Here is a 13,942-nt window from a genome sequence, read left to right as displayed (position 1 = left end):
CTCCGGAGCGATCCTGAACGTTGGTTTGGGTGGTGCCGGGTGTGTCTGTTGTTTGAGAACTCAATAGTGTGCCAAGTTTGTTGATACCGATTTGTTTTATGAATTGGTTGAATTGACTGGATCGTCCGCCCCTGTGGGTGGTCTGGTTTTTACAGCTGGTTTCAAATTTTGCAGTGTGGTGGCCGCGTTTTCCCGTGGTGCCATGTTGTGTCTGTTTTTGTTTTACTTCAACGGAGAGTTTGATCCTGGCTCAGGATGAACGCTGGCGGCGTGCTTAACACATGCAAGTCGAACGATGAAGGGAGCTTGCTCCTGGATTAGTGGCGAACGGGTGAGTAACACGTGAGTAACCTGCCCTTAACTCTGGGATAAGCCTGGGAAACTGGGTCTAATACCGGATATGACTGATCATCGCATGGTGGTTGGTGGAAAGCTTTTTGTGGTTTTGGATGGACTCGCGGCCTATCAGCTTGTTGGTGAGGTAATGGCTTACCAAGGCGACGACGGGTAGCCGGCCTGAGAGGGTGACCGGCCACACTGGGACTGAGACACGGCCCAGACTCCTACGGGAGGCAGCAGTGGGGAATATTGCACAATGGGCGCAAGCCTGATGCAGCGACGCCGCGTGAGGGATGACGGCCTTCGGGTTGTAAACCTCTTTCAGTAGGGAAGAAGCGAAAGTGACGGTACCTGCAGAAGAAGCGCCGGCTAACTACGTACGTGCCAGCAGCCGCGGTAATACGTAGGGCGCAAGCGTTATCCGGAATTATTGGGCGTAAAGAGCTCGTAGGCGGTTTGTCGCGTCTGCCGTGAAAGTCCGGGGCTCAACTCCGGATCTGCGGTGGGTACGGGCAGACTAGAGTGATGTAGGGGAGACTGGAATTCCTGGTGTAGCGGTGAAATGCGCAGATATCAGGAGGAACACCGATGGCGAAGGCAGGTCTCTGGGCATTAACTGACGCTGAGGAGCGAAAGCATGGGGAGCGAACAGGATTAGATACCCTGGTAGTCCATGCCGTAAACGTTGGGCACTAGGTGTGGGGGACATTCCACGTTTTCCGCGCCGTAGCTAACGCATTAAGTGCCCCGCCTGGGGAGTACGGCCGCAAGGCTAAAACTCAAAGGAATTGACGGGGGCCCGCACAAGCGGCGGAGCATGCGGATTAATTCGATGCAACGCGAAGAACCTTACCAAGGCTTGACATGGACCGGACGGCTGGAAACAGTCCTTCCCCTTTGGGGCTGGTTCACAGGTGGTGCATGGTTGTCGTCAGCTCGTGTCGTGAGATGTTGGGTTAAGTCCCGCAACGAGCGCAACCCTCGTTCTATGTTGCCAGCACGTGATGGTGGGGACTCATAGGAGACTGCCGGGGTCAACTCGGAGGAAGGTGGGGACGACGTCAAATCATCATGCCCCTTATGTCTTGGGCTTCACGCATGCTACAATGGCCGGTACAAAGGGTTGCGATACTGTGAGGTGGAGCTAATCCCAAAAAGCCGGTCTCAGTTCGGATTGGGGTCTGCAACTCGACCCCATGAAGTCGGAGTCGCTAGTAATCGCAGATCAGCAACGCTGCGGTGAATACGTTCCCGGGCCTTGTACACACCGCCCGTCAAGTCACGAAAGTTGGTAACACCCGAAGCCGGTGGCCTAACCCCTTGTGGGAGGGAGCTGTCGAAGGTGGGACTGGCGATTGGGACTAAGTCGTAACAAGGTAGCCGTACCGGAAGGTGCGGCTGGATCACCTCCTTTCTAAGGAGCACCTACAAGCGCCGGCCTCGTGTATGCGGGGTGCGGGGGTTTGTCAGGAGTAATGCCCGTTGCGCAGACGATTGTTCTGCGGCGGGTGCTCATGGGTGGAATATCAACAAATAGCGGCTGCTTGTTCTTCTCCTCGTTTAGTACGGATGCTTTGGTGTCCTGGAACGGTGGGGTGGGGTGGAAGTGGTTTAGTGTTTGGCACACTGTTGGGTCCTGAGGCAACAGGACCGGGGTTGCTGCGGCTTTGGCTGTGGTGGTTTCCGGGTTTGTTTGTTTCTGGTTTCCTGGCTGCATCGATCATGCGCGTTTGTGTGTGTGGGGTGTGTGGTTTGGGGTTGTTGTTTGAGAACTACATAGTGGACGCGAGCATCTTTTATAAGAAGCAATTTCCAAGAATATGAACCTGGATCTGGCTGCGCTGTTGATGCCCTTTGGGGTGTTGGGGTGTGGGGTTGGTTTTCGTGGTTCTCTCGTGAATTAGTTTTTTGATCTTTTGTGGTCAAGTTTTTAAGAGCACACGGTGGATGCCTTGGCATTAGGAGCCGAAGAAGGACGTAGGAATCTGCGATAAGCCTGGGGGAGTCGATAACCGGACTGTGATCCCAGGGTGTCCGAATGGGGAAACCCCGCCGAGCGCGCGAGTGACTCGGTGACCCGCATCTGAACACATAGGGTGCGTGGAGGGAACGCGGGGAAGTGAAACATCTCAGTACCCGCAGGAAGAGAAAACAATAGTGATTCCGTTAGTAGTGGCGAGCGAACGCGGATCAGGCTAAACCGTTCCATGTGTGATAGCCGGCGGGCGTTGCATGGTCGGGGTTGTGGGACTTTCCATACCAGTTCTGCCGGGCTGGTGGGGTGTGATGTGCGCGCATAGGTGAACGGTCTTGAAAGGCCGGCCAGAGAGGGTGTTAGCCCCGTAACCGTAATGCGTTTGTGCCGCCTGTGAGAGTATCCCAAGTAGTACGGGGCCCGAGAAATCCCGTGCGAATCTGTCAGGACCACCTGATAAGCCTAAATACTCCCTAATGACCGATAGCGGACCAGTACCGTGAGGGAAAGGTGAAAAGTACCCCGGGAGGGGAGTGAAACAGTACCTGAAACCGTGTGCTTACAATCCGTCGGAGCAGCCTTGTAGTTGTGACGGCGTGCCTTTTGAAGAATGAGCCTGCGAGTTAGTGTTACGTCGCGAGGTTAACCCGTGTGGGGCAGCCGTAGCGAAAGCGAGTCTGAATAGGGCGTTGCAGTGGCGTGATCTAGACCCGAAGCGAAGTGATCTACCCATGGCCAGGTTGAAGCGACGGTAAGACGTCGTGGAGGACCGAACCCACTTCAGTTGAAAATGGAGGGGATGAGCTGTGGGTAGGGGTGAAAGGCCAATCAAACTTCGTGATAGCTGGTTCTCCCCGAAATGCATTTAGGTGCAGCGTTGCGTGTTTCTTGCTGGAGGTAGAGAGCTACTGGATGGCTAATGGGCCCTACAAGGTTACTGACGTCAGCCAAACTCCGAATGCCGGTAAGTGAGAGCGCAGCAGTGAGACTGTGGGGGATAAGCTTCATAGTCGAGAGGGAAACAGCCCAGACCACCAACTAAGGCCCCTAAGCGTGTGCTAAGTGGGAAAGGATGTGGAGTTGCTCAGACAACCAGGAGGTTGGCTTAGAAGCAGCCATCCTTAAAAGAGTGCGTAATAGCTCACTGGTCAAGTGATTCCGCGCCGACAATGTAGCGGGGCTCAAGTACACCGCCGAAGTTGTGGCATTCAAATATTAGCTAAGCCCTTGTGGTTCAGGCGTTTGGATGGGTAGGGGAGCGTCGTGTGGGCGGTGAAGTCGCGGTGTAAACCAGCGGTGGAGCCTACACGAGTGAGAATGCAGGCATGAGTAGCGAAAGACGGGTGAGAAACCCGTCCGCCGAATGATCAAGGGTTCCAGGGTCAAGCTAATCTGCCCTGGGTAAGTCGGGACCTAAGGCGAGGCCGACAGGCGTAGTCGATGGACAACGGGTTGATATTCCCGTACCGGCGAAAAACCGTCCATGCTGAACAGGGGATACTAACTGCCCGATACCTGCCTGACCGCCCTTGTGGTGGAAGGGTTTTGGTGGAGCGCAGGACCTGATCCTGGGAGGCAAGCGTATTAACAGGTGTGACGCAGGAAGGTAGCCAAGCCGGGCGATGGTTGTCCCGGTCTAAGGATGTAGGGCGAACGGTAGGCAAATCCGCTGTTCATGATGCCTGAGATCTGATGGGACCCCCGTTTGGGGGGATTTGGTGATCCTATGCTGCCGAGAAAAGCATCGACGCGAGGTTTTAGCCGCCCGTACCCCAAACCGACACAGGTGATCAGGTAGAGAATACTAAGGCGATCGAGAGAATTATGGTTAAGGAACTCGGCAAAATGCCCCCGTAACTTCGGGAGAAGGGGGGCCCCAACCTTGAACACCACTTGCTGGTGGGAGGGGATCGGGGCCGCAGAGACCAGGGGGAAGCGACTGTTTACTAAAAACACAGGTCCGTGCGAAGTCGCAAGACGATGTATACGGACTGACTCCTGCCCGGTGCTGGAAGGTTAAGAGGACCGGTTAGCCTCACGGCGAAGCTGAGAATTTAAGCCCCAGTAAACGGCGGTGGTAACTATAACCATCCTAAGGTAGCGAAATTCCTTGTCGGGTAAGTTCCGACCTGCACGAATGGAGTAACGACTTCCCCGCTGTCTCAACCATAAACTCGGCGAAATTGCAGTACGAGTAAAGATGCTCGTTACGCGCAGCAGGACGGAAAGACCCCGAGACCTTTACTATAGTTTGGTATTGGTGTTCGGAGTGGCTTGTGTAGGATAGGTGGGAGACGTTGAAGCCCGGACGCCAGTTCGGGTGGAGTCATCGTTGAAATACCACTCTGGTCACTTTGGACATCTAACTTCGGCCCGTAATCCGGGTCAGGGACAGTGCTGATGGGTAGTTTAACTGGGGCGGTTGCCTCCTAAAAAGTAACGGAGGCGCCCAAAGGTTCCCTCAGCCTGGTTGGCAATCAGGTGTCGAGTGTAAGTGCACAAGGGAGCTTGACTGTGAGAGAGACATCTCGAGCAGGGACGAAAGTCGGGACTAGTGATCCGGCGGTACATTGTGGAATGGCCGTCGCTCAACGGATAAAAGGTACCTCGGGGATAACAGGCTGATCTTGCCCAAGAGTCCATATCGACGGCATGGTTTGGCACCTCGATGTCGGCTCGTCGCATCCTGGGGCTGGAGTAGGTCCCAAGGGTTGGGCTGTTCGCCCATTAAAGCGGTACGCGAGCTGGGTTTAGAACGTCGTGAGACAGTTCGGTCCCTATCCGCTGCGCGCGCAGGAAATTTGAGAAGGGCTGTCCTTAGTACGAGAGGACCGGGACGGACGAACCTCTGGTGTGTCAGTTGTACTGCCAAGTGCACCGCTGATTAGCTACGTTCGGATGGGGATAACCGCTGAAAGCATCTAAGCGGGAAGCTCGCTTCAAGATGAGATTTCCATACACCTCGTGTGTGAGAGGCCCCCAGCCAGACCACTGGGTTGATAGGCCGGATGTGGAAGCGAGGACTAACGACTCGTGAAGCTGACCGGTACTAATAGGCCGATAACTTACACCACACACCACCCCGCAAACGATCCTTCAAAAGCGTTTGCACCACGGGGTCGGTAAAAAGATAAACAAGACTGCTTGCGTCCACTATGTGGTTCCCAAACAACAAACCAAACCACGGTTCGTTGCCACGGGAACACAACTGAATAACAACACCACAATTGTTGTAACCAAAAACTTCCCACACCACCCCACAGGGGGCCGGTGACGGGTCAAAGGGTTACGGCGGTCATAGCGTGGGGGAAACGCCCGGTCCCATTCCGAACCCGGAAGCTAAGACCCACAGCGCCGATGGTACTGCACCCGGGAGGGTGTGGGAGAGTAGGTCACCGCCGGACAACCATTAGGTCGAGAGCCTCCAAACACACGTTTGGAGGCTCTCCCACTTTAACCACCACCCCCAAACCCCCACACACACCCCGCCCGGAAAAACCCGGCCCCCCACCCACGACCGGTTAACACCCCGGACCCTCTGGCACATCCCGCCGGAAAAGCCACCACCCTCCCTCACAGCGGGTAACACCCAACGGCAACACCCGCCGTCGAACTCCTTCCCGATGACAGAGCATCCCCCGGAGACGCAAGGGGTGGGAGAGCATCCCCAGGAGTGCGGCAGGAAGTGAGAGAGCGTCACCCGGAAAACCGCAAGAGGTGGGAGAGCATCCCCAGGAATGCGGCAGGAAGTGAGAGAGCGTCACCCGGAAAACCGCAGGAGGTGAGAGAGCGTCCTCGGGGACGGTGCAGGAAGTGAGAGCGTTGGAGGCTGTGCGGGCTGGGAGGGCCAAAAACCCTCAAGAATCTGGTGATTAACCTCAAAAAGTCGCGGAAACACGCGGAATTTGCGGACCGGGACCTCCCAAGCTGGTAAGTTTTCGAACAGTGGCTTGTGCGCATGCCGCGTGCAGGCTCCAGAATCATGACCGTCCAGGAGGACATAAATGGCTAAGAACCGTAGTGAACTTGTTGCAGAGGTAGCGGGCAAGGCCGGCACCAGCCAGGCAGCCGTCAACTCCGTCCTCGACGCACTGTTCGAGGTTTTCGAGACTTCTGTCGCCGAGGGCGAGAAGATCACCATCCCCGGCTGGCTCGCCGTCGAGCGCACCGACCGTGCTGCACGCACCGGCCGCAACCCCCAGACGGGTGAAACCATCCAGATCGCAGCAGGCCACAGCGTCAAGCTGACCGCCGGCTCCAAGCTCAAGGCTGCGGTTTCCAACAAGAAGTAAGCTTCTTCCTCCCGGCATAAGCCGGCGTGGAAAAAGGAGCGGCGGCCTGATTGGTCGCCGCTCCTTTTGCATTGAAGGCCGATTCGCGGCCCGGGCAGGCGTAGCGGACAATGGAATGGTGTCTTCTGCCGCAACCCCACGTTCCACAACGCCCCAGTCCGCTCCCGGTAAGGGAGCCCGGGGCCAGGACAGCGGCGCCGTGGGAATATCACGTCCCTGGCAGGTTGCCGGACTGGCAGCCCTGTTCCTGGGTCTCGTCGCAGCCCTGATCTTTTCCGGGGCGGCGGCAGCCCGCGGCGTATCGGATCCCGGTGCGCTGGTGCGTTGGGGCCTGCCCATCAGCAAGGCCATCCACAACGTTTCGCTGGCTACCGTCATCGGCGGACTGATCTTCGCCGTCGCCATCCTGCCCAGGAGCCTGGCACCGCGCAGCAGGGACAGGGAAGACGACGGCAACGAAAGCCGCGAGCACCCTGCCTTCAGCCGAGCGCTGGCTGTCGCGGCTGCTGCAGGCGCCGCCTGGACCCTCTCGGCCATCGCAGTCCTGGTCCTCACCTACGCAGACGTAGCAGGGCAGGCGCTATCCGGGGACGCCGAGTTCACGCAGGCCCTCGTGTACTTCATGACGGATATCGAGACGGGCCGCGCCTGGCTTACCGTCATCATCATCGCCGCCGTGGTGACCACCGCGCTGTTCGGTGTCAGGTCCCTCGGCGGGCTGGCGCTGACCCTGATCCTGGCGCTCATTGGACTCGTCCCCACGGCACTGATCGGGCATTCCTCAAGCTCGTCGGACCATGAAGGGGCCATCAACTCCCTCGGCCTGCACCTGGTGGGAGTGAGTACCTGGGTGGGTGGCATCATCCTGCTGGCACTGCTGTCCGGCATCCTTACCGGCCCCAAGGCAGGGGCGGCCGGAGACATCACGGAACCTACCCTCCGGCGGTTTTCCTCCCTTGCCGGCTTCGCCTTCGTGCTGGTGTTCGCCTCCGGGGTGATCAATGCCAGTATCCGGATCACCAACTGGGGTGATTTTTTTGGCTCCGACTACGGTCAGCTGATCCTGGCCAAATCCGCAGCCACCCTGGTCCTGGGTGGGATCGGATTCATGCACCGCCAGTGGGTGATCCCGCAGCTGGGCGGCAAGGGCTCCACGATGTCCTCGCGCCGCGTCCTTTGGCAGCTGGTCCTGGCGGAGCTCCTGTTGATGGGCGCTACCTCGGGCGTGGCCGTCGCACTAAGCCGCTCCGCCCCGCCGCAGCCCACAACGTTCGCGCCGGACGCATCGCCTGCCTTCATCCTGACCGGCTACGAACTTCCCCCGGAGCTGACGCCGGAGCGCTGGCTGACGGAGTGGCGCCTGGACTGGCTCTGGATCGCCGCGGCCCTGTTCGGGCTGGTGTCCTACTTCCTGGGCGTGGCAAAGATCTACCGCCGTGGCGACAAGTGGCAGTGGTTCCGGTCCATAAACTGGGTGATCGGGCTGCTGGTGCTCACCTACATCACCTCCGGTCCGCCGTCGGTCTATGGCCGCGTGCTGTTCTCCGCGCACATGGTGGACCACATGGCCCTGACCATGGTGGCACCCATCTTCCTGGTGCTGGGCGCCCCGGTCACGCTCGCACTCCGTGCCCTGCAACCCCGTGGTGACGGCTCGCGCGGGGCCCGCGAATGGATCCTGGTCTTCGTGCATTCGAAGTTCTCGCAGGTGGTCACCCATCCGCTGTTCGCCGCCGCCAACTTTGCCGGCTCCATTGTGCTGTTCTACTACTCTGACCTGTTCGGGTTCGCGATGCGCGAGCATGTGGGCCACGAGTTGATGATCGTGCACTTCCTGCTCACCGGATACATCTTCGTGCTGAGCATGATCGGTACGGACCCGCTGCCGCGCCGTGCGCCGTACCCCATGCGGCTGCTCCTGCTCCTGGCCACCATGGGCTTCCACGCGTTCTTTGGCGTGGCGATCATGGGCGGCACCAATCTCCTGGCCGCCGATTACTTCGGCAACCTTGGCCGGGACTGGGGACAGTCCGCGCTGATGGACCAGCAGACGGGCGGTGCAGTGGCCTGGGGTATTGGCGAGGTGCCCACGCTCCTGGTGGCGATCGGCGTGGCCGTCATGTGGTCCCGGTCAGACCAACGGGAGACAAAGCGCGTGGACCGGGCGGCGGACAGGAATAACGACGCCGATCTCACCGCTTACAACGATATGTTTGCCAAATTGGCCGAACGCGACGCCAAGTTGGCTGAACGCAACTCAAAGCTGGAAGGACGCTGATGAGCGAAACCGTACGCACCCACCACCGGGTCCGCGCCTCCGAACTGGTGGGCCGTAACTGGTTGAACACCGGCGGCAAAACACTGGACCTTGAAGCCCTGCGCGGCAAGATCGTGCTGCTGGATTTCTGGACCTTCTGCTGCATCAACTGCCTGCACGTGCTGGACGAGCTGCGGCCGCTGGAGGAGGAGTTCTCTGACGTGCTGGTCACAGTCGGAGTCCATTCGCCCAAGTTCGAGCACGAGGCGGATCCGGTTGCGCTGGCCGCCGCCGTGGAGCGCTACGAGATCCACCACCCGGTCCTGGACGATCCTGAGCTGGAAACCTGGAAGGCGTACACCGCCCGCGCCTGGCCCACCCTGGTGGTCATCGACCCCGAGGGCTACATCGTGGCGCACCTCTCCGGTGAAGGACACGCCGATGGGCTGTCCGTGCTGATTCCCGAGCTCATCGCCGAACACGAGGCCAAAGGCACCCTCCACCGCGGCTCCGGCCCCTATGTGGCGCCCGAGCCGACCTCCGGCACCCTGCGCTTCCCCGGCAAGGCGCTCTTCCTTCCCGCCGGCCGCGGTTCCGGTCCCGATGAGGCGTCCGACGGCGGCGCAGCAGCACGTGCTGCAACACACGGTTCATGGCTGGTCACCGATACGGGCCACCACCGGCTGGTGGAGCTGGGCACCGACTTCCAGACCGTCCTGGCCACCTTCGGCTCCGGCACCAAGGGTTACGCGGACGGTCCGGCCGCCGGTGACACGGCGACTGCCCAGTTCAACGAACCCCAGGGCCTGGTCCTGCTGCCGGAAGAGGTGGCAGCCAAGGTGGGCTACGACGTCGTTATTGCCGACTCCGTCAACCACCGCCTTCGTGGGCTGTCCCTGACCGACGGGAAGGCCTCGGCCCTGGCGGGCAACGGTGTGCAGCGGCTGCTGGAGACAGGCCCCGCACGGGTGGACGAGGACGCCGCCGGGTTCACCGGCCGCCTCAGCGACCACCCGTTGGAAGTCTCCCTGAGCTCGCCCTGGGACCTGGTGTGGTCGCGCAAGCTCAACGCGGTGGTGGTGGCCATGGCGGGCACCCACCAGATCTTCAGCTTCGACCCCATCACCGGGGACGTGGCCATCGCCGCCGGCAATGGTCTGGAAGGCCTGCTGGACGGATCCGCCCATGAAGCCTGGTTCGCCCAGTCCTCAGGCCTGGCCGAGGATGCAGACGGCAACATCTGGGTGGCGGACTCCGAAACATCTGCGCTCCGCAAGCTGGTCATTGGCGACGACGGTTCCATCACCGTGGAGACTGCCGTCGGCAAGGGTTTGTTCGACTTTGGGTTCCGGGACGGCAGCGCAGCCGAGGCACGCCTGCAGCACCCGCTGGGTGTGACGGTCCTGCCGGACGGCTCGGTGGCAATCGCGGACACCTACAACGGTGCGGTCCGCCGCTACGACCCGGCCGCCGGCACGGTATCAACGCTGGCCCGCGGTCTGGCCGAGCCTTCCGACGTCATCGTGGACCACACGCAGTCGGCCGGTTCCGAGCCGCTGCTGGTGGTGGTTGAGGCGAACCAGCACCAGCTGGTGTACGTCCCCATTCCTAAGGAAGCCCAGCAGGTGGACGAGGGCGCCTCGCAGACCCACCGGCCCAAGAGCCCGGTGGCACCCGGCCCGCTGGAGCTGGCGGTCCGCTTCACTGCCCCCACCGGGCAGAAGCTGGATGACCGCTGGGGGGATCCCACTCAGCTGAAGGTTTCGTCTACCCCGCCGGAGTTGCTGGTATCCGGCGGCGGAACCTCAGTTGGGCTGCTCCGTACCGTGGAGCTCGCCTCCGACGTTCCGGAGGGCGTCCTGCACATCACCGCCCGTGCCGCGGCCTGTGACGGTCCGGAGACCGAGGACGGCGAGATCCCCGACCACGCCGCGTGCCACCTGTACCAGCAGGACTGGGGCATTCCGGTGGTTCTGCAGGGCGACGGGGATACCGAGCTGGTACTCGACCTTCGCGGCATGGACTGACGCGCCGCCGTCGTACATTGTTTAGGCCGTAGCTGTTTGAAGAGGCTGCCGCCCCTGACGGAAGCGTCACGGGCGGCAGCCTTTTGCGTTTGAAGCAGCCCGCAGCGTCAGGGCGTTGAGCCGGCGGGCGCCTAGAAGCTCAGCAGCGGCGTGACCTTGACCGTGTCTCCGGAGACGTCCAGGCGGGTGGTGAAGCTGAAGTCCACCTCTTCCTCGAGCGGATACCAGGCGCCGGTAAACAGGTTCTGCTGGAGCGCTTCCACCTTGGCCTTGCCGTCCAGCGGGGCCACCAGCCAGCGGCCGTCGAAGGGTTCGATGGATACGTTCGGGTACTCGGTGACGGTCCAGTTGATGGTGCCGTCCTGGACCCTGTTGTTGCTGGCGAAGTAGAACGGGCAGTCCGGCTGGAGTTTCTGCTCTTTGACCGCTTCCGCCGCACAGCCGTCCAGGAACTCCCTGACTTTGTCCGCAACGTCTTTCTTGAGGCTGCCGGTCGCCTGGGTCAGCAGGTTGAGCGGCGCCACGGGGCGGTCGCGGGCTGTCACTGTGGCACGGGTTGGGGCGGCGGCGAAGTACTGGCCGTTGAGGGAGGCCTCGTACTCACCCGGGTAGAACACAGCAAAGGAGTTCCTGCCGTTGGGCATGTTCACGGGCACACCGTTAACGTTGGCTTCGCTGCCATTGACCACTGTGATGTCCAGCGTGGGGAGCCGGCCCGGGACAAACGCCCAGGTGTTGAAGAAGATCCATTCGGTTCCGGTCTTCTCCAGCAGGAATTCGGTGCGCTGCCTGCTGCCGTCAATGGTGTATTCCATGGGCACGATGACCTGGTCGCCGGGGCGTTCCTCCGGGTCTCCGATTTCCACGTTCTCGAGGCGGGAGGCGGCGGTCTGCAGCCCTGTCCCGTCCAGCATTGCGGCGTTGCTGGGCGGAACCGTGGCGCGCAACAGTCCCAGCGCCTTGCCGCCGTCGCCGCTCCGCAGCGCGTCCAGATATTCACGCACCGGCTGTTGCGGGCTCGCGACCGTGTTGTTCACCATATTCACGGCAACAACGGCTCCGGCGACGGCAAGCATGAGGCCCAGCAGCCATCCGGCCGCTATCCTCACCAACGCTTGACTCATCTGCACGTTCCTTACACTAACGTTAGTGCGAACGCACACTGAAGTTGGCGTCTACCCTTTGTAGAAGAAAATCACCGGGTTAACGCCCGACGGCGGCGGGCGGGACGGGCGCCAGCGGCCCGTTGGTCAGCGCCGGGTCAGCGGCGGCGACGCCGGGATGACGTGCCGAACACGCCCCGCAGCAGTTCACGCCCCAGCTGGGTGCCGATGGACCGGGCCATGCTTTTCAGCCCGCCGCCAAGCGCGCCACCCAGATCGTCCATCATCCCAACGCCCGCCTCCTGCCGGGAAGGGGCCTCCCTCGGCGTGCGGGGCGCGCTGTCCCGGCGTGCAGTGTCCCGGCGGGCAACCGGCCTGTTGCTGGGACGGCCCAGGATCTCCTCCTCGATCCTGCGGGCCTCGGCGTCGAGGTCCCCCGAGCCGTCGTCGGAAGCACCTTGACCATGATCGCCGGAATCCGGAACCGGCGGTTCACCCGGTGCTGCAGGGCCGGTGGGCGCTGCAGCCTTGCCGGTCAGCTTTTCATAGGCGGAGGGGTTGTCCACGGCGGTTCCGTACTTGGGAAGCAGGGCGGATCCGGCCACCGTGCTCCGGACCAGGGTTTCATCGCTGGGTCCCATGACGGACTCGGGCGCGCGCAGGCGGGTGAGCGCCACGGGAGTGGGGGCACCCCTGTCATTCATGACGGTGACTACAGCTTCACCGATGCCTGCGGAGGTCAGGGTTTCTTCCAGGTCGTAGTCGCTGACCGGGAACGTGGAAACGGTCGCCTTGAGAGCCTTGGCGTCCTCCGGCGTGAAAGCACGGAGCGCGTGCTGCACGCGGTTGGCCAGCTGGCCCAGTACGTCGGCCGGAACGTCCTTGGGGGTCTGGGTGACAAAGAAGATGCCCACGCCCTTGGACCGGATGAGCCGGACGTTAGTGGTGATGGCCTCCAGGAAGGCCTTCGATGCACCGTTGAAGAGCAGGTGGGCCTCGTCGAGGAAGAACACCAGTTTCGGTTTGTCCAGGTCTCCGGCCTCCGGGAGGTCCTCGAACAGGTCCGCGAGCAGCCACATCAGGAACGTGGAGAACAGCATCGGCTTGGTCTGGAGCGTCGGCAGCTCCAGGCAGGTGATGACGCCGCGGCCGTCCGGCGCGGTGCGCAGCAGCTCGGCGGTATCGAATTCAGGTTCGCCAAAGAACTTCTCGAGTCCCTGCGCCTCAAGGTTTACGAGTTCCCGCAGGATGACTCCGGCGGTGGCTTTGGACAGCCCGCCGAGTTCTTCCAGCTGGTCCTTGCCTTCGGCGGAGGTGAGGAACTGGATGACTGCCCGAAGGTCCTTGAGGTCGATGAGTTCCAGGCCGTTCTTGTCCGCAAAGTAGAACACCAGCTGCAGGCTGGACTCCTGCGTGTCATTCAGCTCCATGATGCGTGAGAGCAGGATGGGACCGAAGGACGATACCGTGGCCCGCACCGGGACTCCGTTCCCGTCGCCGCCCAGGGCCAGGAACTCCACCGGGAACGTCTTCCCCTGCCAGGGTTGTCCAATGCCTTCTGTGCGGGCAGCGAGCTTTTCGCTTCCGACGGCGGCGGTGGCCAGCCCGGAGAGGTCGCCTTTGATGTCCGCCAGGAAGACCGGGACGCCGGCAGCGGACAGCTGCTCGGCCATCATGTGCAGCGTGACGGTCTTGCCGGTGCCGGTGGCGCCGGCCACCAGTCCGTGCCTGTTCATCATGGCCAGCGGCAGGCGCACCGGCGCGTCCTTGTGGAGTTCGCCGTCAATAATGGCGGCCCCCAGTTCGATGGTGGCACCGTCCAGCGTGTATCCCTTCTGGATGGCGGCAAGCTTCTCTGCTGTGGTTTTGTTGGCCATGGCGCCAGCTTAGCGGTGGCCGGACGCCAGCCCACGTTACTGCTGCCCCGAGTGGGGTCCGATGCATCTCCG

General features: G+C 61.3%; 5 protein-coding genes and 3 rRNA genes. 6 read left to right on the top strand and 2 right to left on the bottom strand.

Features of this window, described 5'->3' with window-relative positions; translation table 11 throughout:
• The first annotated feature begins 227 nt into the window (after positions 1–227).
• The 6 genes from NXY83_RS19725 (at position 228) to NXY83_RS19700 (ending at position 10,890) form a co-directional block, all read left to right on the top strand.
• A 16S ribosomal RNA gene (locus NXY83_RS19725) occupies positions 228–1,753 on the top strand.
• Positions 1,754–2,259: 506 nt separating this feature from the next.
• Positions 2,260–5,388: ribosomal RNA gene (locus NXY83_RS19720) — 23S ribosomal RNA — on the top strand.
• 213 nt (positions 5,389–5,601) lie between these two features.
• Positions 5,602–5,718, top strand: a 5S ribosomal RNA gene (gene rrf, locus NXY83_RS19715).
• Together the 16S, 23S and 5S rRNA genes form the textbook arrangement of a ribosomal RNA operon.
• A 600-nt stretch (positions 5,719–6,318) precedes the next feature.
• Positions 6,319–6,606, top strand: coding sequence for an HU family DNA-binding protein (locus NXY83_RS19710; RefSeq protein WP_258803885.1), 288 nt, complete (start codon positions 6,319–6,321; stop codon positions 6,604–6,606).
• Between the two features lie 115 nt (positions 6,607–6,721).
• Complete coding sequence (locus tag NXY83_RS19705; RefSeq protein ID WP_258803884.1) at positions 6,722–8,884, top strand: bifunctional copper resistance protein CopD/cytochrome c oxidase assembly protein; 2,163 nt, start codon at positions 6,722–6,724, stop codon at positions 8,882–8,884.
• Positions 8,884–10,890 (top strand): NHL domain-containing thioredoxin family protein, encoded by a 2,007-nt coding sequence (locus tag NXY83_RS19700; protein ID WP_258803883.1) that lies wholly within the window; start codon positions 8,884–8,886, stop codon positions 10,888–10,890. The genes NXY83_RS19705 and NXY83_RS19700 overlap by 1 nt, the downstream gene beginning before the upstream one ends.
• Before the next feature lie 131 nt (positions 10,891–11,021).
• Here the strand turns inward: NXY83_RS19700 and NXY83_RS19695 are convergent, their stop codons facing one another.
• Both NXY83_RS19695 and NXY83_RS19690 read right to left on the bottom strand, forming a co-directional pair.
• Entirely contained in the window at positions 11,022–12,014 is a 993-nt protein-coding gene (locus NXY83_RS19695; protein WP_258803882.1) for a hypothetical protein, read from the bottom strand.
• Between the two features lie 137 nt (positions 12,015–12,151).
• Entirely contained in the window at positions 12,152–13,870 is a 1,719-nt protein-coding gene (locus NXY83_RS19690) for a DUF853 domain-containing protein (protein WP_258803881.1), read from the bottom strand.
• Positions 13,871–13,942 lie beyond the last annotated feature (72 nt).

Source organism: Pseudarthrobacter sp. NS4 (assembly GCF_024758005.1).
Taxonomy (GTDB): domain Bacteria; phylum Actinomycetota; class Actinomycetes; order Actinomycetales; family Micrococcaceae; genus Arthrobacter.
This window is presented reverse-complemented; position numbering and strand designations above follow the sequence as displayed.